Source organism: Noviherbaspirillum malthae (genome assembly GCF_015352985.1).
Lineage (GTDB): Bacteria > Pseudomonadota > Gammaproteobacteria > Burkholderiales > Burkholderiaceae_D > Noviherbaspirillum > Noviherbaspirillum malthae.
Genome location: NZ_JACYXF010000011.1, coordinates 89,887 through 111,142 on the forward strand (window position 1 = coordinate 89,887; position 21,256 = coordinate 111,142).

Consider the following 21,256-nt stretch of genomic DNA (forward strand, 5'->3'; position numbering starts at 1 on the left):
AGCGAAGATGGCGACCATACTGATCGTTGACGATCATGTCCTTAACCGGCAGTTTCTCATGGTCCTCCTCGGTTACAGTGGTCACCGTCTGCTCGAAGCTGCCAACGGCACCGAAGGCCTGGAGCAGGCAGCCACGGGCAAGCCCGATCTCGTCATTGCCGACATTCTCATGCCCAACATGGACGGCTATGAATTTGTCACCCGTCTGCGTGCAATGCCGGCCTTTGCCGCAACACCGGTCATCTTTTACACCGCGGCCTACCACGAGCGCGAAGCCGGCCTGATGGCGATGTCTTGCGGCGTGCGCTGGATTTTGCCCAAGCCGTCCGATCCGGAATTGATCCTGAAGACGGTGCAGGAAGCGCTGGGCCTGCCCGGTCCGAGCCTGCAGGCCGCCCTTCCGGAGAGCGTCCAGGCATCCGAGCCGGCGCTCCGTTCAGGTCTCGATGACCAGCTGTCCGAATACCTGGTCGAACTGGAAGCCAGCAGCAACCTCATGTCGGAATTCGCCCTCGAGGGACAGGCTCGCGGCGATTCCGGATCCGAGGAACTGCAAAGGATCGCACAGCGTCTGTCCAACGCTCTGTCGAGTCTGCAGGGCGTCAGTCTGCGCCTGACCGCGCTGATCGAACTCGGCATCGAACTGACCGCGGAACGCGATCCGCGCCGACTTCTGGAAATCAGCTGCCGGGTGGTGCAGGATATCTGCGTCGCCCGATATTCCGCGATCGGCATCCTGGCCGATGACCGCAGCCGCCTGGCGCACTTTCTCACCCGCGGCATGGAGGACGGCACGGCCGGAAGCATGACCAGTCCCTTGCCGGATGCCGGCATTTTCGGCAAGGTGCTTGCCCAGCGCACTGCCTGCCGCATGCGCAACCCGGATGGCATTGCCGGGCGGCTGGGACTGCCGGCCGGACACCCGCCCGTGCATTCCATCCTGGTCGTGCCGGTGGCCTCCCAGGACAAGACTTACGGATGGCTGTACCTGGTCGACAAGCTGGGTGCGGCGGAATTCAGCGAGATCGATGAACGGGCCGCGGCAACGGTTGCCTCGCAGCTCGCCGTCGTCTACGACAACCTCGTTCTCTACAGCGAGATCGAACGCCAGCACGCGCGCCTGAAAAACGAAGTCAATGAGCGCAAGCAGGCGCAGGAAGCCCTGCGCCGCACCCTGCGCGCACGCACCGTGATGGCGGAATGCAATCACGTGATGGTGCACGCCAGGGATGAGCGCACGCTGCTGCAGGATATGTGCCGCACCGTGGTGGAGGCCGGCAGATATCAGATGGCATGGATAGGCTATACCGGCGACGACGGCACGCTGACGCCGGTAGCGCACGCCGGTTCCGTTCCTGGCATGGAGCTCAAGCCCGCCAGCCGGTTCGTTCCGGGAACCTTATCCCGGCATGGCTCCGCGCTGATTGATGAGCATGCGCGGCCATGGGTGGTGGTCGACATGACCTCCGGCGAAGGTGCGGTCGAAACATTGACCGATCCGGTCGCCGTTTCACTCCCTCTCAAGCATCAGGAGCAATTGTTCGGCGTGCTGACGATTTACGAAAAGGATGCCGGTTCCTTCGACAGCGAGCAGGTGGCAATGCTGGAAGAACTGGCGGACGATATTTCCTACGGTGTCGCCAGCCTGCGCACCAAGCAGGCCCGGGAGAAAGCCGAAAGCGATCTGCGGGTAACCGAGGAAAAACTCTCCAGCATCCTGGATTCGATCGACAACGTGGTCTGGTCGGCGACCGACCGCGGCTTCATCTATCTCAATTCCATCGTGGAGACGCTGTACGGGCGGCCGATAGAAGACTTCTTCCGCGACCGCAGCCTGTGGTTCGAGTCGGTGCATCCCGATGACCGGGCCGCGATGGAAGCCGGCCATGCCCGGCTTGCGCATGCGGCAGATCTGAAACATGAATACCGCATCGTCCGCCCGGACGGCAGCATCCGCTGGGTTGAGGAAAGGGCACGCGCGATCCGCGACCAGCGAGGACGGCTGCTGCGCTGCGACGGCATCGCCATCGACATCAGCGAGCGCAAGCAGTATGAAGCCCGAATCGAATATCTGGCAGATCATGATGCACTGACCTCGCTGGCCAACCGCAACCTGCTTGGAGACCGCATCACCCAGGCCATGGCGCATGCCCGCCGCAGCGGCCAGATGCTCGCCCTGCTCTTCCTCGACCTGGACCGATTCAAGAGCGTCAATGACAGCCTTGGCCACATGCTGGGCGACAACCTGCTGCAGGAAGTGTCAAACCGCCTCAGGCAGGTGGTTCGCGAAGGCGATACGGTGGCGCGCCAGGGCGGAGACGAATTCATCATCCTGCTCACCGATGTGCAGCGCCCGCAGGACGTGGCGGCGGTGGCGCAGAAGATCTTCGATGTCTTCGAGAAGCCGTTCATGGTGAGGAACCATGAACTGTTCATGACGACGAGCATCGGCGCGACGCTCTACCCGGACGACGGCGAAGACATCCAGACGCTGCTGCGCAATGCCGACACGGCGATGTACCGCGCCAAGGAAGAACAGGGCAATGCCTTCCACTTCTATTCGGCGGAAATGAGCGTGCGCGCGCTGGAACGGGCGGCGCTCGAGCGCGCCCTGCGGCGCGCGCTCGACAAGAACGAATTCGAGCTGTTCTACCAGCCCAAGGTCGATGTCCACACCGGCCGCATCATCGGCGCCGAAGCGCTGATCCGCTGGAATCATCCGGACATGGGTCTGGTGCCCCCTACCCGCTTCATTCCGATGGCAGAGGAAATCGGGCTCATCGTACCCATCGGCAACTGGGTCATCCGGACCGCATGCGCGCAGAACCGCGCCTGGCAGGACGCCGGGCTGCCGGAGATCAGCATTTCGGTCAACCTGTCCGCACGCCAGTTCAACCAGGAAGGCTTGGTGCAGTCGGTGGCCGATACCTTGGACAGCATGGGACTGGAAGCCCGTCATCTCGAACTGGAGCTGACCGAGAGCATGGTGATGAACAGCGCCGACCTCTTCATCAGCAAGCTGCACGAACTGGAAAGCCTGGGCGTGCAATTGTCGATCGACGACTTCGGCACCGGCTATTCCAGCCTCAGCTACCTCAAGCGCTTTCCGCTGCACCACCTGAAGATCGATCAATCCTTCGTGCGCGACATCGCCACCGACGCCGATGACGCCGCCATCACCAGCACCGTCATTTCGCTCGGACACAGCCTCAACCTGCGGGTGATCGCGGAAGGCGTGGAAACCGAGGAGCAGGTCGCCTTCCTGCGCGAACATCAGTGCGACGAGATGCAGGGATATTTCTTCAGCAGGCCGCTGCCGGCGCAGGAATTCGCGCATCTGCTGCGGCGGCATTGAAGCGCGGCTTCCCGCACGTCATACCAATCCCAAGGCATAACGTGCCATGAGATCGCGTCTTTTTCCGCCTGCCCGCGTTGTGCTCGTCATCCATAGCCCCGCTATGGATTCCTCCCACGCCTTGCGAGACGAAAAAATCCATCAATCTCATCTGGCACGTCATACCTTGGGATTGGTATCAGACATCTTCGTGCCGGCTGTGGAATTCAGGGCCGGCGTTCAGATGCCTGTGGTGCGAAAACGCGGAGAGCAAAACAAAAAGCCCGCGACAGCATCGCGGGCTTTTTCATTGCGGCGAACAGCTCCGCCGGTCACATCATCAATCGACGCGCGCCAGATTCAGGGCAAGCTGGGAACGCACGGCATCCTCGATTTCCGGCTTGGGATTGTTGCGCACATACTCGATGCGGTCGAGGTAATCGCGCGAAATGTCGCCCGTGACATAGATGCCGTCGAAGCAGGATGCTTCGAAATCCTTGAGCGCCGGATTCACATCCGAGATCGAGCGCTTGAGCGCATCGACATCCTGGTAGACCAGCGCATCGGCGGTGATCTCGCGGCAGACTTCCTCTTCGCTGCGGCCGTAGGCGATCAGTTCGTTACGGGTCGGCATGTCGATGCCGTAGACGTTCGGGAACTTCACCGGCGGCGCCGCCGATGCGAAGATCACGCTCTTGGCGCCGGAATCGCGCGCCATCTGCACGATCTCGCGGCTGGTCGTGCCGCGCACGATCGAATCGTCGACCAGCAGCACGTTCTTGCCCTTGAACTCGCTGCCGATGGCATTGAGCTTCTGGCGCACCGACTTCTTGCGCAGGCCCTGGCCGGGCATGATGAAGGTACGGCCGATGTAGCGGTTCTTGATGAAGCCTTCGCGGTAGTCGAGGTTGAGCTTGAGCGCGAGTTCCATCGCCGCCGGACGGGAGGAATCGGGAATCGGCATCACCACGTCGATGTCGCCGGCCGAAAACTGGCGCCTGATCTTCTCCGCGAGATATTCGCCCATCTTCAGGCGCGATGCATAGACGGAGGCACCGTCGATGATGGAATCCGGACGTGCCAGATAGACGAACTCGAATGCGCAGGGATTGAGCATGGGGTTTTCCGCGCACTGCTGGTTGTACAGCTTTCCGTCGAGGTCGATGAAGATGGCTTCGCCCGGCAGCACGTCGCGCAGGAAACGGAAACCGAGCCCTTCCAGCGCAACCGATTCGCTGGCGAGCATGTATTCGGTACCCTTGTCGGTTTCATTGAAGCCGATGCACAGCGGACGAATGCCGAACGGATCGCGGAAGGCCAGCAGGCCATAGCCGGCGATCTGCGCCACGACCGCATAGGAGCCGCGCACGCGGGTATGCAGGACGGACACCGCCTTGAACAGGGCCGACGGATCCAGGGAGTAGCCTGTCGTGGCCATCTGGATTTCATGGGCCAGCACGTTGAGCAGGACTTCGGAATCGGAGTCGGTATTGACGTGGCGGCGGTCGTTCTTGAACATCTCGATCTTGAGCTGTTCCCAGTTGGTCAGGTTGCCGTTATGCGCCAGGATGATGCCGAACGGCGCATTGACGTAGAACGGCTGAGCCTCTTCCTCGCTGGAAGAGCCGGCCGTCGGATAGCGGACTTGGCCGATGCCGGCATTGCCGGGCAGCGAACGCATGTTGCGTGTACGAAATACGTCGCGCACCAGGCCATTGGCCTTGTACATCGAAAACGTATTGCCGTGATTGGTTGCGATACCCGCCGCATCCTGCCCGCGATGCTGCAGCAGCAACAAGGCATCATAGATCAGCTGGTTGACCGGACCCTGGGAAACAACGCCAACAATGCCACACATGGTGGACTCCTCAACTAAGACAATTCAAAAGCTTACGTGCCTGGCCCAATCGCCCGGCAGGTAGGGGCTGACCGTTCTTGCAGCCGTTTCGGCCAACGGGCTGAACAGGGCTTCCTTCCAGAAAGCCTGCTGCGGAATCGCTGTCATGCCGCACACCAGCACGACGGCCAGTACGATGACCAGCCCGCGTCCCAGCCCGAACAGCCCGCCGAGACCGCGGTCGGCCAGCGTCAGGCCGCTGGCCTTGATCACTGCATCCACCGCCATGCTCAGCAGCATCATCATCAGCCGCACCCCGATGAACAGGGCGAGAAAGGCCACGATCAGCCGGGTGGTGCCGCCGGGAATCGCATCCGGAAGCAATCCGGCCAGTCCTTCGCCGTAGGCATTGGCCACCACGAATGCAACGATCCAGCTGAGCAGGGACAGGATTTCCTTGACCAGGCCCCGCAAGGTGCTGATGACAATCGAGCAAATCAGCACGAAGACAACGATATAGTCGAATATTGTCACGTATGGGCAATGTTCAAGCCGGCACGAGCGTGCCGTTCAAGCCCAGCTTGACGATTTTCGCGCGGACCTTCTCAGCCTCATCCTTGCTGGTGAACGGTCCGACCCGGATGCGCGTGCGGCTGCCGCCATCGGTAGTGACTGTCTGCGTGAACGAATGGATGCCTGCATCCTTGAGCTTGGTTTGCAGCTCATTGACCTTTTCCCTGGTCGCAAGTGCCGCCACCTGGATGACAAATTTGCTGGATTTCTTTTCGAGGGACGGATCTGGCTTGCCTTCAAGCAAAGCTTTGGCACGCGCCGCCTCGGCCAGCTTCTCCGCCTGCCTGGCGTCCGCCTTTTCAGCCTTGTCCGACTTGTCGGATTTATCAGCCTTGTCGGCCTTCGGCTCGGGTTTCAATTCCGGCTTGGATTCGTGCCTGGGTTCGGGCCTGGCATCCGCCTTGGCAAGCGGCGCGGTCGGCGCTGCCTGCTTCCCGTGGTCATCCTTGGGAGCGGCTGCCTGTTTGGAGGATTCCGTTTTCGGGGTTGCGGCGGGTGCCGCAGCGACAGCGGACGGCTGCTTGGCGATGTCCGCCGGGTCGACCACCTCTTCCTTCGGATCGAGCGCGGCGGTCGCATTCACGCCGGAAGATGCCGGTGCTGCCGACGGGTTCGCAGAAGCGGAACTGGCCGACGACGCCGCAGGCTTGTCCTTGGAGGGAATCTGGATTGCTATATCGTCGGCGACGGGCTTGGGCTCGGAATCGAGCAGCATTGGCAAACCGACCACTGCAGCCAGCACCAGGGCCACCGCACCGATCAGGCGGCGGCGCGCCCGCTTCTTTTCCGGCAGGACCGGATCGGCCTGCTCGGCACCCTGCGCCTGCGGCTTGGCCGAACGGCGCTTGCGGCTGCGTACCGCCTTGGATTCCTCTTCAGCGCGCGAATAAAACGCACTGTCGTCGGAAGCGGGTTCCTGCTTGTTTTTGCGGAAGGACGAGAACAAGCTCATGCGATAAAAAGTGTCGGTGAGTTGAGCGGCGGTCTTGAAAAAACAATACGGTTTTTCAGCCCGCCTCTCCGGATCTTTTCGCTTCCATCACGCCAGCGACAGTCAGGAATGATCCGAAAACCGCAATTCTATCATTCTCGCCGGCCCTGCTTCGTGCATTCGCGAAAGCTGTGGCGGGAGAGGCAAAGGTTTCGATCGAACGTTCGTTGCCGGCCCCGGTCTGCGGCACGATGCCGGCATCGAGCAGCTTCTGCTTCAGGGTTTCCGCCGTTGCGGCGCGCGGCAGCGGCAGGTCGGTCACGCACCAATGGTCGACGCGATCCTTGAGCTGGGCGATGACGCCGTCGATATCCTTGTCCTGCATGGCGCCGAATACTGCATAGGTATAGGGATGGAAACCCATGTTGTCGAGGTTCTGCGCCAGCGTGGCGGCGGCATGGGGATTATGCGCCACGTCGAGGACCACGGTCGGCCTGCCCGGGAGGACCTGGAAGCGGCCCGGCAGATCCACCATGGCCAGTCCCGTGCGCACTTCCTGCGCACCGACGGGCAGACGGTGCCGCAGCGCCTCCAGCGCCGCCAGCGCCGCCGATGCGTTGAGCAGCTGGTTGGCGCCGCGCAGCGCCGGATAGCCGAGCGAATTGCGCCGCTGCCCGCGTCCGCCGTAGCTCCACTGCTGCTTGTCGCCGGAATAGTTGAAATCATGCCCGAACAGCCAGAGATCGGCGCCGATGGCCCGCGCATGGTCGATCAGGGATTGCGGAGGGACCGGGTCGCCGCAGATGGCGGTGCGGCCGCCGCGGAAAATGCCGGCCTTCTCGAAACCGATCTTTTCACGGGTATCGCCGAGATATTCGGTGTGGTCGATGTCCACGCTGGTCACGATGGCAACGTCGGCATCGATCACGTTCACCGCATCCAGACGTCCGCCGAGCCCCACCTCCAGGATCACCGCGTCCAGCCCGGACTGGGCGAACAGGCGCAGGATGGCGAGCGTGGTGAATTCGAAATAGGTCAGCGATACGTCGCCGCGCTGCGCTTCGACGACAGCGAACTGCTCCGTCAGCATCGCGTCCGACGCCGGCTCGCCGTTGACGCGCGCCCGTTCGTTGAAGTCGATCAGGTGCGGCGAGGTGTACAGTCCGACGCGATATCCGGCCTGCATCAGGATGGATTCCAGCATCGCACACGTCGAGCCCTTGCCGTTGGTGCCGCCCACGATGATCACAGGACAGTCGAAACGGATGCCGAGCCTGTCCCTGACCTGTCCGACGCGCTCCAGGCCCATGTCGATGGCCTTGGGATGCATGGATTCGAGAAGGGAGAGCCATTCGGCCAGGGTTGCGGGTTGCGTAGTCATGACTCGTTGCGGCAATGGAAGAATTGTTCAGTTCAAATGCAAGACGGCGAACAGGACAGGTACGCAGGACGCCGTACCCATCTTGTTCGCCGTTGCGGCGCAGGCCCGGATCAGGCGAGCACTTCGGCAGGCTGGCTCTGCAGCAGGGCCAACAGCCGTGCGATTTCCTCTCGCATCTTGCGGCGGTCGATAATCATGTCGACCGCGCCCTTCTGCAGCAGGAATTCGGCACGCTGGAAGCCTTCCGGCAGCTTTTCGCGGACCGTGTTCTCGATGACCCTCGGTCCGGCAAAGCCGATCAGCGCCTTCGGTTCGGCAATCACGACATCGCCCATGAAGGCAAACGATGCCGATACGCCTCCCATGGTGGGGTCGGTCAAGACGGAAATAAAGGGCAGCTTGCGCTCCGCCAGCTTGGTCAGCATGGATGTCGTTTTCGCCATCTGCATCAGCGACAGCAGGCCTTCCTGCATGCGGGCACCGCCGGTTGCGGTAATGCAGATGAACGGCACCTTCTGATCCAGCGCCGCCTGGGCGCCGCGGGCGAACCGCTCGCCGACCACCGAGCCCATCGAGCCGCCCATGAATTCGAACTCGAAGCAGGCCACGACCACCGGCAGCGTCATGATCGCGCCGCCCATGACGATCAGCGCATCGGTCTCGCCTGTCGCTTCCATCGCATCCTTCAGGCGGTCCGGGTATTTCTTGCTGTCCTTGAACTTCAGCGAGTCGACCGGCAGGGCTTCCTGTCCGATTTCATAACGGCCGCCCGCATCGAGCAGCGCATCAAGGCGCTCACGTGCGCGGATGCGCATGTGGTGGTCGCATTTCGGGCAAACGTGAATATTCGACTCGAGATCCGTGCGGTACAGGACGGCTTCGCAGGACGGGCACTTCACCCACAAACCTTCCGGAACCGATTTGCGGTTGCCGGAGTCGGAGCGCTGAATGCGCGGGGGAAGCAGTTTTTCAAGCCAACTCATCGTGACCTCTTTTGATTTTTCGGGTGGGCGCATTGTACCGCCGGCCTTGCTTTGCGCCAATATCGGTTTGACGACAGCAACAGCTGGACATCATGCCTTTTCGTCAAGTGCCTGCCGGATTCCGGCAATAAAACTGCGCACCGCCTCGGCCGCATTTTCCTGCGGCGTGTTTTCCAGTTCCTGGATGATGCGGCTGCCGATCACCACCGCATCCGACACGGAAGCAATTGCCTTTGCGGTAGCGCCATCACGGATACCGAAGCCGACGCCGACCGGCACCTGCACATGCTTCCGGATTTCCGGAATCTTGCTCGCCACGGCTTCCAGGTCGAGATGACCCGACCCGGTGACGCCCTTGAGCGAGACGTAGTATACGTAACCGGTCGCAATCTTGCCGACCTGCGCAATCCGTTCCGGAGTCGAAGTAGGCGCCAGCAGGAAGATGGGATCGAGTCCTTTGCGCTTCATTGAAGCCGCAAACTCCTCGCACTCTTCCGGCGGGTAATCGACCACCAGCACGCCGTCGACACCCGCTTCCCCTGCTGCCTGGATGAAGGAGTCGGCGCCCATTCTTTCAATCGGATTGGCATAGCCCATCAGCACCACGGGCGTTGCCTGATCCTTGCTGCGGAATTCCTTTACGAAGCTTAATACGTCGCGCATGCCGACGCCCTGGGCCAGAGCGCGTTCGGAAGCGCGCTGGATGACAGGGCCATCAGCCATTGGATCGGAGAAAGGTACGCCGAGTTCGATTATGTCGGCGCCGCCTGCCACCAGGGCATGCATCAGCGATACGGTAAGTCCCGGCGACGGATCGCCTGCGGTAATGAAGGGAATCAGGCCCTTGCGTTTTTGTTCGGCAAGTGTAGTCAGCGTATTTTTAATTCTGGACATGGTCAGTCTCTATCTCGTTGTTCGGCCATGGAACAGTGCGGGCGCTTGATCAAACGCCTGCGGCTTTCCGGCTGGAAGGACGTGTATGCAAACGGCGACGCGTTTCAGATGTTTTTCTTCATGCGTTCGGCGACGGTATGCATGTCCTTGTCGCCGCGCCCGGAAAGATTGGCAAGCACAATCTTGTCCTTGGGCAGCGTGGCGGCGAACTTTGCCGCGTAGGCCAGCGCGTGGCTGGACTCGAGTGCCGGGATGATGCCTTCGATGCGGCAGCAGTTGTGGAAGGCTTCGATCGCTTCGTCGTCGGTGACGGAAACATACTGCGCGCGGCCGGAATCCTTGAGCCAGGCATGCTCCGGTCCGACGCCGGGATAATCGAGGCCCGCCGACACCGAATGCGTCTCGATGATCTGGCCGTTTTCATCCTGCAGCAGATAGGTGCGGTTGCCGTGCAGCACACCGGGCGAACCGGCGATGAGCGATGCGGAATGCTTTCCGGTGTCGAGCCCTTCTCCGGCCGCCTCGACGCCGACCAGCTGCACGTCCTTGTGGTCGATATACGGATAGAAGATGCCCATGGCATTGGAGCCGCCGCCGATGCAGGCGACGACGTAATCGGGCTGCCTGCCGGCCTGCTCGGGCATTTGCACCAGGCATTCCTTGCCGATCACGGACTGGAAGTCGCGCACCATCATCGGGTAGGGATGCGGGCCGGCAACGGTACCGATGATGTAGAAGGTATTCTCGACATTGGTCACCCAGTCGCGCATCGCTTCGTTGAGCGCATCCTTCAGGGTCTTTGAACCGGATTCGACCGGCACCACCTTCGCGCCGAGCAGTTCCATGCGGTACACGTTCTGCACCTGGCGCTTGACGTCCTCGCTGCCCATGTAGATCACGCATTCGAGGCCGAAACGGGCGCAGATGGTGGCGGTTGCGACGCCGTGCTGTCCTGCCCCGGTTTCCGCGATGACGCGCGGCTTGCCCATGCGCTTTGCGAGCAGGGCCTGGCCGATCACGTTGTTGATCTTGTGGGCGCCGGTATGGTTGAGGTCTTCACGCTTGAAGTAGATCTGCGCGCCTCCCATCATTTCGGACCAGCGTTTTGCATGGTAGATCGGGCTGGGACGGCCGACGAAATGCTTCAGTTCGCGCTCGAATTCGGCGAGAAATTCCGGATCGTTCTGGTAATGCGCATAACCGTTCTTCAGTTCGGTCAGCGCATGCGTCAGGGTTTCCGACACGAAGGTGCCGCCGTAGGGGCCGAAGTGCCCGCGTGCATCGGGAAGGTTGTAGGGCGCCGTCTGGTGCAGCGCGGCGGTCGTGACAGGCTGGCGCTCGCCATAGTTTTCAAGCGCGTTCAGTTCTTTCATGGTCATCCTCTTTCAAGCTTGACGGCAAGGCGCTCGCGCAGGCGAATGCCCTGGATCGGTTCATTGATGGCTAAATGCATGCCGCAACGTGCAGCCACGGCAAGAAGCAAGAATCCGGAATCGGGCTGCTGTTGAAACGGAGGCAAGCGCGGCATGAGCGCGATTGCATGCCATCCGTTAGTTGTTCAGCCGGGAGTCGGCAAGGCCAACTGCCCGGATGAACGCGGCAATCTTTGCAGGATCCTTGATGCCCTTGGAGAGTTCGACGCCACTGCTGACGTCGACGGCATGCGGGCGTACCTGAAGCACGGCTTCAGTGACGTTTTGTGCGCTCAAGCCACCACTCAAAACGACCCGAGGCGCGAGCTCTTTTGGGATGAGAGACCAATCGAAAACCTTTCCACCGCCGCCATAGCCGTCGACAAATGCGTCGAGCAGCAGGCCGGCGAACAACGGCCCGGCGGCACGGTAACTTTCCTCGTATTCTAGCAAATCGGCGGCCGTCATATCCGGTTCCACGCGCAGGGCGCGCATGAAGGGACGGGAAACCGCCTCGGCTGCGGCACGGCATTGCTCGGGCGTTTCATCGCCATGGAATTGCAGCATGGACACCGGCGCCACGCGAACCACGTCTTTGATCTCCTCCACCGAAGCGTTGACGAACAGCCCGACCGTGGTGATATAGGCAGGCACAGCGGCAATCAGTGCCGCCGCCTCCTGCGGCGCGACATAGCGGGGGCTTTTGGCATAGAAAACGAAACCGATCGCATCGGCGCCGGCCGCAATGACGGACTGGAGATCTTGCGGGCGGGTAATGCCACAAATTTTTGCACGGGTACGGGAAGTCATGGAATCGAGAGCAATAAGCCGTTCTGCCGATATTATGCTACCGGCTCATTCATTGTCCGTGAAACCACGGCAAGGCAGGAGAATTTTCCTGCGGCAGCGCCCATGCCGCATCGTACTCGATCTTCGCCAGGTACAAGCCGTCGGGCATGAAGGTCGGCGCGGCAAGGCTGCGGTCGCGCTTGTCGAGGATGCCGGCCAGCCACTGGGGTGGCTGGTTTCCGTTCCCGACCACGATGAGCGAACCGACGATGTTGCGCACCATGTGATGCAGGAAGGCGCTGGCGGTCAAGGTGAATACGATCAGGTCGCCGCGCCGCTCGATGCGGATGTCATGCATGGTCTTGACCGGAGATTTGGCCTGGCACTCCGCCGCGCGGAACGCGGAAAAGTCATGCGTGCCGAGCAGGCAGGCGGCGGCTTCCCGCATCGGCTCGACCTGCAGCGGCCTGAATACCCAGCCCGCCTTGCCGGCAAGCAGCGGCATGCGTACCGGATGGTTGTAGAGCACGTAATGATAGGTTCGGGAGCGGGCACTGAACCGCGCATGGAAGGCGTCGTCGCCCTCGCCTTTCACTTCGGCGGCCCAGCGCACGGCGATCGACGCAGGCAGGAAGGCGTTGACGCCGCGCACCCAGGAAAACATGTCGCGTTCAAGGCCGGTATCGAAATGCACTACCTGTTCCAGCGCATGCACTCCGGTATCGGTACGTCCCGCGCAGGTGGTGGCAATGTCGGTCAGCGCAAAGCGCTTGATGGCGGATTCCAATGCATCCTGCACGGTCTTGCCGTGGGGCTGAGTCTGCCAGCCGTGCCAGTGGGCGCCGTCATACTGCACGCCAAGCGCAATGCGTTTCAATTCCACTCCAGTTCATTCAAAAGCAAAAATGCGAAACGGGCGCAAGCTCCGCTGCGCCCGTTTCGTACCAATACCAAGCTTGGCATCGCCTGGACTACATTTGCCGGATCAATCAGGCAAGCTCAAGCAACAGGGATTTGGCCCGCTCGCTCTGCTGCGGCGTCCCGCCCTTCAAGACTTCATCGAGAAGTTCGCGCGCGCCTTCCTTGTCACCGATTTCCTGGTAGGCGATGGCCAGATCGAGCTTGGTTTCCATTTCTGCGCTGTTGATGCTCGCATCAAGGTCGCTCAATCCCGAACCGGTCGCACCGGACGAATCCGACGTATCGGTCAGATCGAACCGGGAAAAGTCGGAAACGCTTTCCGCATCCTTCGGATTGAGTTCCAGGCTGATGCCGGACAGGTCGAAGTCCAGCGGATCCTCTGCCGAACCCGATGCAGCCGATGCCGGTTCGTCGGAAATATCGGCAAGCTCCGGAATATCCAGATTGAGCGGCGCCGGATCAGCAGGCAGGCCGATATCCAGGGAGAACGGCTCGGCGGCTTTGACATCGGCTTCCGATGCAATATCTGGCGAGATATTGTCCAGCGAGAAATCGAGATCCTTGATGCCGGGAAGATCGATAGGCTCAGCCGGTGCAGGCGCTTCGCCCGGCAGATTCAATTCGAAATTCGGCAAGTCGTCGAGCGACGAGACCGATGGCTCGGGCGCAGTTTTCGGCTCTGGCTCCGTTTCCGGCAAGACGGAAGCAGATGTGTCGGCAGGCTTGTCCTTTTCCGCCGAAGGCGTATCGAGGAAATCGAAATCGATGGAGCTCAGCTCGGGAAGCGGCTCCGCTGCGGCGGCAGGCGCCTGCGGTGCCGCCGGTTCCGGAGACAGGTTCAGTCCGTCCAGATCGAAATCCAGGTCGTTGGACGAAGGCTTGGGCTGCTCAGCCTCCGCCTTGATTTCCGGCTTGTCGTCCAGTCCGATATCGAGGTCCGTCATCGGCTCGAAGTCGAGTTCGTTCTTGACGGCAGCCGGTTCTTCATCCTTGGCGTCTTTGGCAACCTCAAGCGGAACGTCGCTCGCGCTTCCGGTATTGCTGAAGTAGGAAGTGTTGGTCTCGAGCGAGTCGATTGTCTGCAGCGTGGAATTGTCGCTTTGCGTTGCCGAAAGCAGCGTTGCAAGTCCCTGCTCTTCGAGCGGACGGGTCGGTGCCAGCAGTCCGCCGTCCGCCTTGTCGTCCGCGTCGGACTTGCCGCCGGCGTACAGGGGGTTGTTCGGATCGATGGCCACGCCGAGCGCAGCAGCCTGCGCCCATTCCGGCCCTTCGCCCTTGGTCAGGCCGTAGAGCTCGGTTGCCAGCACTTCGAACGCACGCAGGTCCTTGCGATTGGAATAGATTTCGAGCAGTTTCACGCGCACCGCATGACGCTCGGGCTGGGTACGCAATGCCTCCTTCAGGATTTCCTCCGCCTGTGCATCGCGGCCGTAGGCGATGTAGACATCGGCTTCGGCGACCGGATCGACCTCATTGGAGTCGAGCTGGCTGGCCGAAGGCGTGAAGCTGGAATTGAAAATGCTGTTGTTGGTATCAACCGTCTGTCCGCCGGTCGAGCCGAACAGCGAATTGGCCTTCAGGCTGGAATCGGTAATCAGGCTGTCTTCGAAAGGCTTGCTTTCCTTCTTGCGGCGCGCGCGATAAATTCCAAGTCCGCCGAGGGCCACGAGCAATGCGCCGAGGCCTGGCAGAACCATCGGGTTTTCGGTCAGCGAATCGATGAAGCTCGGCTCTTCCGGTGCTGGCGGAGGTGTTGCCGGTTTGGCTTTCGCCGCCGGTGCGGCAGGAGCCGGAGTCTGCGCGGGCGTTGCGGACTTTTCCGCGGACGCAGCTGGCGCAGGAGAAGAGGCCTCGGGAGCGCCCGCTGCTGCAGGTGCTGCAGGTGCTGCCGCTGCTGAAGGAGCGGACGGTGCCGCCTTGCCTGCCTCGGCAGCGGAGCCGGCTGCCGGTGCGGTCTTTGCAGAATCGGATGCTGCCGGTGCCACAGCAGCCGCAGCACCAGCGGCGGCTGCCTTGCCGGCGTCTGCCAGCGGCGCCTCCGCCTGCTTCTGCTGCTCTGCCAGGCCCTTGTTCTTGACCTCCAGCAGTTTCTGCAGTTCGCTGACGTTTCTCTCCAGTTCCTTGACGCGCTGATTGGCTTCGGCGACAGCCTTTTCCTGTGCAATGCGGTCTTCCGCCGAGCCGCCGCCGGAACGCTTGTCCGCGTTGGCATTGGCACCTGCGGCAGGCGCGGCATTGGAAAGTTTCAGCTTGTCTTTGGAGTCTGCCGCCGGGCTGGATTGTTCCTCGACCTTGGCATTGATCTTGCCGCTTGCGCTCTGCCGGCCTTCGCCCGATTTCTGCGCGGCGCCGGCAGCCACCTGGTCGGCCAGCTTGCTGCGGTAGTTGTTGAAATCTGCGGCCTGGGCAACGACGATGCTGCGCGCCTCGCCGCTGCTGACGGCCTTGGCTGCATCCTCGCCCGGTACGGACAGGATCTGGCCGGCCTTGAGGCGATTCATGTTTTCGCCGACGAAGGCATCCGGATTGGCGCGATACAGGGCGACCAGCATCTGGTCGAGCGAAACGCCGCTTGGCTTGACACGGCCGGCGATGCGGGCAAGCGTATCGCCGCTGCGCACCTTGTAGTCTCCCGAAGCAGCTGCAGGCTCTTCCATGCGAGGTGCGCGCGGTGCGGGTGCGGCCGCCGTCGCATTCCTGCGCGCTGCCGCGGCTTCGGCAGCCGGCTGGGCAGGCGCTGCCTGCTGCTGCGTCCTTGCAGCAGCGGTATCGGGAATGCCTACCGTGGACGGAGAAACCTGCGCGGATTGAGCCAGCCGCAAATCGGCGGGATCGAGCAGGAAGGTGTATTCGCGAACCAGGCGCCCGTTCGGGCCCGACATTTCAAGCAGCAGGTCGACGAAAGGCTCATTCAGGGGCTGGCTGGAGGTGACGCGAATCACCTGCCGGTCGCCGCGCTGTTCTACGGCGAAACGCAATGAAGCCAGGGCGGCGTTGTAATCGATGTTCGCCTGGCGGAAGGTCTCCGGCGAGGCAAGCCGTGCAGTCAACGCGCCAAGCTCGTCCTTGGAAACGGAAGTCAGTTCGATCTCTGCACGCAACGGCTGCCCGAGCGACGACAGCACCGTCAATTTGCCTAGTCCTGCAGCATAGGCGCTGGAAAACACCAATGCAGACGCGACGGCTGCGCTGATGGTTTTCAGGGTCAATGCGCGGATCGACGGTTGCTTTTTTGAATGCATATTGGATGGCATAAGGGGCATTCCGTTTGCGGAGCTGGAGAGATGGCGGTTACCGCTCCAATTTAACATTGATCGGTGGAACTTTCACCATATCAGCATGGATTTGGCCATGCAAGTGTAACCAAAGTACCAACTTTGACGGCCATTGGTGACAGTGTATCTACGATAGTCGGCAATGGCTGTTGTGGTTTGACAACGAGACTGGGGCCTGCAGATACCGGCAATGCATTCCGGCGTTCCACAGGCCCCAGTCGTCGGAGGCTTGGCTAGTTGCTCAGGTCTCGATTAGTTGTCGAGCACGATGCGCAGCATGCGGCGCAGCGGTTCGGCAGCGCCCCACAGCAGCTGGTCGCCGACGGTGAACGCGGACAGATACTCGCCGCCCATCTGCATCTTGCGCAGACGGCCGACCGGAATCGTAAGGCTGCCGGTGACGGCTGCGGGCGTCAGATCCTTCATCGATGCTTCGCGGGTGTTCGGCACGACTTTCGCCCACTGGTTGTTGTCGGCAATGATGCCTTCGATCTCGTCAAGCGGCACATCCTTCTTGAGCTTGATCGTCAATGCCTGCGAATGGCAGCGCATTGCGCCGATGCGCACGCACAGGCCGTCCACCGGAATGGCTGCCTTGGCCGTTACGCCGAAACCTTCGCCGCGGCCGAGGATCTTGTTGGTTTCCGCGCCGCCCTTCCACTCTTCCTTGGAGACGCCGTTGCCCAGATCCTTGTCGATCCAGGGAATCAGGTTGCCGCCGAGCGGAACGCCGAACTGCTTGGTCTCGTCCGCGGACATCGAATGCTGCTTGGAGAGCACCTTGCGATCGATCTCCAGAATCGCCGATGCCGGATCATCGAGCAGCGACTTGACTTCTGCATTGATCGAGCCGAACTGGGTCAGCAGTTCGCGCATGTGCTGTGCGCCGCCGCCGGAAGCCGCCTGGTAGGTCATGGAAGTCATCCAGTCGACCAGGTCGTGCTGGAACAGGCCGCCCAAGCCCATCAGCATGCACGACACGGTGCAGTTGCCGCCGATGTAGTTCTTGACGCCGCGCTTGAGCGCATCCTTGATGACGTTGAGGTTGACCGGGTCGAGGACGATGATCGCATCGTCCTTCATGCGCAGCGTGGAGGCCGCATCGATCCAGTAGCCGTTCCAGCCGGCAGCACGCAGCTTGGGGTAAATCTCGGTCGTGTAGTCACCGCCCTGGCAGGTAATAATGATTTCGCATTTTTTCAGCTCGTCAATATTATTTGCATCCTTCAGTGTGGTTTCGTTTTTCGCCATCGCCGGGGCTTTGCCGCCGGTGTTGGATGTCGAAAAGAATACCGGCTCGATATGAGCGAAATCGCCCTCTTCCTGCATGCGCTGCATCAGGACCGAGCCCACCATACCACGCCAACCCACCAGGCCTACTAACTTCACAATTTTCTCCCTCAAGTGCCCATCAAAAAAATAAACTCATTACCTTAGCGCCTGCACCACCGCATCGCCCATCTCTTTCGTGCCGACCTTGGTCGTGCCCTCTTCGTAGATGTCCGGCGTGCGCAGGCCCTGCGCCAGTACCGCCTTGACCGCATTCTCGATGCGGTCGGCCTGTTCGGCCCTGTTCAGCGAGAAGCGCAGCATCATCGCGGCAGACAGGATGGTCGCCAGCGGATTGGCGACGCCCTTGCCGGCGATGTCGGGCGCCGAACCGTGCGACGGTTCGTACAGACCCTTGTTGTTGGCATCCAGCGATGCCGACGGCAGCATGCCGATCGATCCGGTCAGCATTGCCGCCGCATCGGAAAGGATGTCGCCAAACATGTTGCCGGTGACGATGACGTCGAATTTTTTCGGCGCGCGCACCAGCTGCATCGCCGCATTGTCGACATACATATGATCCAGCGTCACGTCTTGGTATTCCTTGTGGACATCGGTAACGATGTCTTTCCAGAACTGGAAGGTCTCGAGCACGTTGGCCTTGTCCACGCTGGTCAGGCGCTTGTCGCGCTTGCGCGCCGCCTGGAAGGCGACATGCGCGATGCGGCGGATTTCCGATTCCGCATAGCGCATGGTGTCGAAACCTTCACGCTCGCCCTTGAACGCGCCGTCGGGTGCGGTGCGCACGCCGCGCGGCTGGCCGAAATAAATGTCGCCGGTCAATTCGCGGATGATCAGGATGTCGAGTCCCGACACGACCTCGGGTTTGAGGGTCGAAGCGCCGGCCAGTTCCGGATAAAGAATGGCGGGACGCAGGTTCGCGAAAAGATTGAGGTTCTTGCGCAGGCCGAGGATGGCCTGCTCGGGGCGCAGCGCACGCTCGAGCTTGTCGTATTTCCAATCGCCGACCGCGCCGAACAGAACGGCATCGGCAGCCTTCGCCAGCGCCAGCGTGGCGTCGGGCAGCGGATGGCCGTGCGCCTCGTAGCCAGCGCCGCCGACGGGCGCGGTTTCCATTTCAAATTTTTCATCCAGCGCATTCAGCACGCGCACTGCCTGCTCGATGATTTCCGGTCCGATGCCGTCGCCCGGCAAGATTGCGATTTTCATTGTTCTGTTCTCAAATTCTCAAGTAGTCCGTGATCCGGTCAGGCCGGAACGATGCAGTCCGGCCGCCTAGATCGTGTTGGCCAGCCAGGGATTGGCCGCCAGATGACGCTCTTCGAATGCGCGGATCTTGTCCGCCTGGCGCAGCGTGAGACCGATATCGTCCAGGCCGTTGAGCAGGCAATACTTGCGGAAACCATCGACTTCAAACGGGAAGCTCGCGCTGCCGTTGACGGTGCGCACCACCTGCGCTTCCAGATCCACCACCAGGCGGTAGCCGGGGAACGCCTTGACTTCGTTGAACAGCTGGTCGACCTGAGTTTCGCTCAATACGATGGGAAGCAGGCCGTTCTTGAAACAGTTGTTGAAGAAGATGTCTGCGAAGCTCGGCGCAATGACGGCGCGGAAACCGTACTGCTGCAGCGCCCAGGGTGCATGCTCTCGCGAGGAGCCGCAGCCGAAATTCTTGCGGGTGAGCAGAATGGACGCGCCCTGGAACTGCGGCTGGTTCAGTACGAAGTCGGGATTGAGCGGACGCGTGGAATTGTCCATGCCCGGTTCGCCGTGATCGAGATAACGCCATTCATCAAACAGGTTGGGGCCGAAGCCGGAACGCTTGATGGACTTCAGGAACTGCTTCGGAATGATTGCGTCGGTGTCGACGTTGGCGCGATCCAGCGGCGCGACCAATCCTTCATGTACGGTAAATTTTTCCATGATTTCTGACCTGGCGGCTTCCGGCGCTTTCCGCCTGCCTGTTCGCTGGCAGGATGCGCCGTTGGCCGGTTTTCGTTTATCGCTTCGCAGCGTTTTCCACTACTTCGCCGACTTTCCTGACATCCTTGCCGACACCCTGGACGGTGTTGCAGCCGGCCAGCGCCAATGCGGAAAGCAGCAATGCAAACAGTGTTTTTATGGTCTTCTCCCCTGCGCTCCGTCAGCGGATTGCGCGCACGTCGACGAAATGCCCCTCCACGCCGGCTGCTGCCGCCATTGCCGGCGACACCAGGTGCGTACGTCCGCCCTGTCCCTGGCGCCCTTCGAAGTTGCGGTTGGACGTCGAGGCGCAGCGCTCGCCCGGCTCGAGCCGGTCGGCATTCATCGCCAGGCACATCGAGCAGCCCGGCTCGCGCCATTCGAAGCCTGCATCCTTGAAGATCTTGTCCAGTCCCTCGGCTTCCGCCTGGGCCTTCACCAGGCCGGAACCCGGAACCACCATCGCCAGCTTGACGTTGGATGCGCGCTGCTTGCCACGCACGACGGCGGCCGCGGCACGCAGGTCCTCGATGCGGGAATTGGTGCAGGAGCCGATGAATACCTTGTCGATGCGGATGTCGGAAATCGCGGTGTTGGGCGTCAGGCCCATGTAGACCAGCGCCTTTTCCATGGCGTCGCGCTTGACGGAATCCTTTTCCTTGTCGGGATCGGGCACGCGGTCGTCGATCGGCACCACCATCTCCGGCGAGGTGCCCCAGGTGACCTGCGGCTTGATCTCGGCGGCGTTGAGCGTGACCACCATGTCGAACTTAGCACCCGGATCCGAATGCAGCGTGCGCCAGTAGTCCACCGCGCGGTCCCAGTGCGGACCGACCGGAGAAAACGGACGGCCCTTGACGTAGTTAATCGTCGTGTCGTCGACCGCGACCATGCCTGCGCGCGCGCCGGCTTCGATCGCCATGTTGCAGATGGTCATGCGGCCTTCCATCGACAGCGAACGGATGGTGGAGCCTGCGAACTCGATCGCATAGCCCGTGCCGCCTGCGGTGCCGATCTTGCCGATCACGGCCAGGACGATGTCTTTGGCGGTAACGCCGAAGGGCAGCGCGCCGTCGACCTGCACCAGCATGGCCTTGGATTTCTTGGCCAGCAGCGTCTGAGTTGCCAGCACGTGTTCGACTTCGGAGGTGCCGATGCCATGGGCCAGGCATCCGAATGCGCCGTGAGTGGAAGTGTGCGAATCGCCGCACACCACCGTCATGCCCGGCAGCGTCGCGCCCTGCTCCGGCCCGATCACGTGGACGATGCCCTGGCGCTTGTCGGCCATGCTGAAATACGTCAGGCCGTATGCGCTGGCATTGGCATCGAGCGTCTCGACCTGCAGGCGCGATATCGGATCGGCAATGCCTTGGGCACGGTCGGTCGTCGGCACGTTGTGATCGGCGACCGCCAGGTTGGCGGAAATGCGCCATGGCTGGCGTCCGGCCAGTTTCAGGCCTTCGAATGCCTGAGGGCTAGTCACTTCGTGCACGAGGTGACGATCGATGTACAGGATGGAAGTACCGTCGTCCTCGGTATGGACTACGTGCGATTCCCAGAGTTTGTCGTAGAGCGTTCGGACCATGTTCAGGAGCGTGCAGAGCAGCGCAAAACGGTGAAAATAGCCTTCGATTATGCCATAGTTGAGCAAGCTCAAACGATGAAGGCCGCACC

16 protein-coding genes are annotated in these 21,256 nt (G+C 61.5%); 1 reads left to right on the forward strand and 15 read right to left on the reverse strand.

Annotated elements, in window-relative coordinates:
- The first annotated feature begins 7 nt into the window (after positions 1-7).
- Complete coding sequence (locus IGW03_RS15985) at positions 8-3,355, forward strand: EAL domain-containing protein (RefSeq protein ID WP_194723564.1); 3,348 nt, start codon at positions 8-10, stop codon at positions 3,353-3,355.
- A 319-nt stretch (positions 3,356-3,674) separates the two neighbouring features.
- Here the strand turns inward: IGW03_RS15985 and purF are convergent, their stop codons facing one another.
- The 15 genes from purF to leuC form a co-directional block, all read right to left on the reverse strand.
- Positions 3,675-5,192 carry an amidophosphoribosyltransferase gene (gene purF, locus IGW03_RS15990; RefSeq protein WP_194723565.1) on the reverse strand — a complete coding sequence of 506 codons (1,518 nt, stop codon included), beginning with the start codon at positions 5,190-5,192 and terminating at the stop codon, positions 3,675-3,677.
- 24 nt (positions 5,193-5,216) lie between these two features.
- Complete coding sequence (locus IGW03_RS15995) at positions 5,217-5,705, reverse strand: CvpA family protein (RefSeq protein ID WP_194723566.1); 489 nt, start codon at positions 5,703-5,705, stop codon at positions 5,217-5,219.
- A gap of 13 nt (positions 5,706-5,718) precedes the next feature.
- Entirely contained in the window at positions 5,719-6,696 is a 978-nt protein-coding gene (locus IGW03_RS16000) for an SPOR domain-containing protein (protein ID WP_194723567.1), read from the reverse strand.
- Positions 6,697-6,751: 55 nt separating this feature from the next.
- Positions 6,752-8,056 carry a bifunctional tetrahydrofolate synthase/dihydrofolate synthase gene (folC, locus tag IGW03_RS16005; protein ID WP_194723568.1) on the reverse strand — a complete coding sequence of 435 codons (1,305 nt, stop codon included), beginning with the start codon at positions 8,054-8,056 and terminating at the stop codon, positions 6,752-6,754.
- Positions 8,057-8,166: 110 nt separating this feature from the next.
- The gene (gene accD / locus IGW03_RS16010) at positions 8,167-9,039 is read right to left on the reverse strand and encodes an acetyl-CoA carboxylase, carboxyltransferase subunit beta (protein WP_194723569.1); all 873 of its coding nucleotides are present in this window, start codon (positions 9,037-9,039) and stop codon (positions 8,167-8,169) included.
- Positions 9,040-9,129: 90 nt separating this feature from the next.
- Complete coding sequence (gene trpA, locus IGW03_RS16015) at positions 9,130-9,933, reverse strand: tryptophan synthase subunit alpha (RefSeq protein WP_194723570.1); 804 nt, start codon at positions 9,931-9,933, stop codon at positions 9,130-9,132.
- Between the two features lie 104 nt (positions 9,934-10,037).
- Positions 10,038-11,306, reverse strand: a complete 1,269-nt coding sequence (gene trpB, locus IGW03_RS16020; protein WP_194723571.1) for a tryptophan synthase subunit beta — start codon at positions 11,304-11,306, stop codon at positions 10,038-10,040.
- 177 nt (positions 11,307-11,483) lie between these two features.
- Entirely contained in the window at positions 11,484-12,155 is a 672-nt protein-coding gene (locus IGW03_RS16025; RefSeq protein ID WP_194723572.1) for a phosphoribosylanthranilate isomerase, read from the reverse strand.
- Between the two features lie 49 nt (positions 12,156-12,204).
- A complete protein-coding gene (gene truA, locus IGW03_RS16030) occupies positions 12,205-13,011 on the reverse strand; it encodes a tRNA pseudouridine(38-40) synthase TruA (RefSeq protein ID WP_194723573.1) in 807 nt (268 codons plus the stop codon).
- 112 nt (positions 13,012-13,123) lie between these two features.
- Positions 13,124-16,297: a motility hub landmark protein FimV gene (locus IGW03_RS16035; protein WP_228535592.1), complete on the reverse strand. Its 3,174-nt coding sequence runs from the start codon at positions 16,295-16,297 to the stop codon at positions 13,124-13,126.
- Between the two features lie 285 nt (positions 16,298-16,582).
- Positions 16,583-17,719 carry an aspartate-semialdehyde dehydrogenase gene (gene asd, locus IGW03_RS16040; protein WP_194723575.1) on the reverse strand — a complete coding sequence of 379 codons (1,137 nt, stop codon included), beginning with the start codon at positions 17,717-17,719 and terminating at the stop codon, positions 16,583-16,585.
- 39 nt (positions 17,720-17,758) lie between these two features.
- Entirely contained in the window at positions 17,759-18,829 is a 1,071-nt protein-coding gene (gene leuB, locus IGW03_RS16045) for a 3-isopropylmalate dehydrogenase (RefSeq protein WP_194723576.1), read from the reverse strand.
- 66 nt (positions 18,830-18,895) lie between these two features.
- Positions 18,896-19,543, reverse strand: a complete 648-nt coding sequence (leuD, locus tag IGW03_RS16050; RefSeq protein ID WP_194723577.1) for a 3-isopropylmalate dehydratase small subunit — start codon at positions 19,541-19,543, stop codon at positions 18,896-18,898.
- A 76-nt stretch (positions 19,544-19,619) separates the two neighbouring features.
- The gene (locus IGW03_RS16055; protein ID WP_438943649.1) at positions 19,620-19,724 is read right to left on the reverse strand and encodes an entericidin A/B family lipoprotein; all 105 of its coding nucleotides are present in this window, start codon (positions 19,722-19,724) and stop codon (positions 19,620-19,622) included.
- 39 nt (positions 19,725-19,763) lie between these two features.
- Positions 19,764-21,167 carry a 3-isopropylmalate dehydratase large subunit gene (gene leuC / locus IGW03_RS16060; protein WP_194723613.1) on the reverse strand — a complete coding sequence of 468 codons (1,404 nt, stop codon included), beginning with the start codon at positions 21,165-21,167 and terminating at the stop codon, positions 19,764-19,766.
- Positions 21,168-21,256: the final 89 nt, after the last annotated feature.

Excerpts from the sequence above, each read along its gene's own strand:
- trpA (WP_194723570.1), bottom strand. The coding sequence starts at position 9,933 with ATGTCCAGAATTAAAAATACGCTGACTACACTTGCCGAACAAAAACGC.
- IGW03_RS16025 (WP_194723572.1), bottom strand. The coding sequence starts at position 12,155 with ATGACTTCCCGTACCCGTGCAAAAATTTGTGGCATTACCCGCCCGCAA.
- leuD (WP_194723577.1), bottom strand. The coding sequence starts at position 19,543 with ATGGAAAAATTTACCGTACATGAAGGATTGGTCGCGCCGCTGGATCGC.
- accD (WP_194723569.1), bottom strand. The coding sequence starts at position 9,039 with ATGAGTTGGCTTGAAAAACTGCTTCCCCCGCGCATTCAGCGCTCCGAC.
- IGW03_RS15985 (WP_194723564.1), top strand. The coding sequence starts at position 8 with ATGGCGACCATACTGATCGTTGACGATCATGTCCTTAACCGGCAGTTT.
- purF (WP_194723565.1), bottom strand. The coding sequence starts at position 5,192 with ATGTGTGGCATTGTTGGCGTTGTTTCCCAGGGTCCGGTCAACCAGCTG.
- trpB (WP_194723571.1), bottom strand. The coding sequence starts at position 11,306 with ATGAAAGAACTGAACGCGCTTGAAAACTATGGCGAGCGCCAGCCTGTC.
- folC (WP_194723568.1), bottom strand. The coding sequence starts at position 8,056 with ATGACTACGCAACCCGCAACCCTGGCCGAATGGCTCTCCCTTCTCGAA.
- leuB (WP_194723576.1), bottom strand. The coding sequence starts at position 18,829 with ATGAAAATCGCAATCTTGCCGGGCGACGGCATCGGACCGGAAATCATC.
- IGW03_RS16000 (WP_194723567.1), bottom strand. The coding sequence starts at position 6,696 with ATGAGCTTGTTCTCGTCCTTCCGCAAAAACAAGCAGGAACCCGCTTCC.
- leuC (WP_194723613.1), bottom strand. The coding sequence starts at position 21,167 with ATGGTCCGAACGCTCTACGACAAACTCTGGGAATCGCACGTAGTCCAT.
- IGW03_RS16035 (WP_228535592.1), bottom strand. The coding sequence starts at position 16,297 with ATGCATTCAAAAAAGCAACCGTCGATCCGCGCATTGACCCTGAAAACC.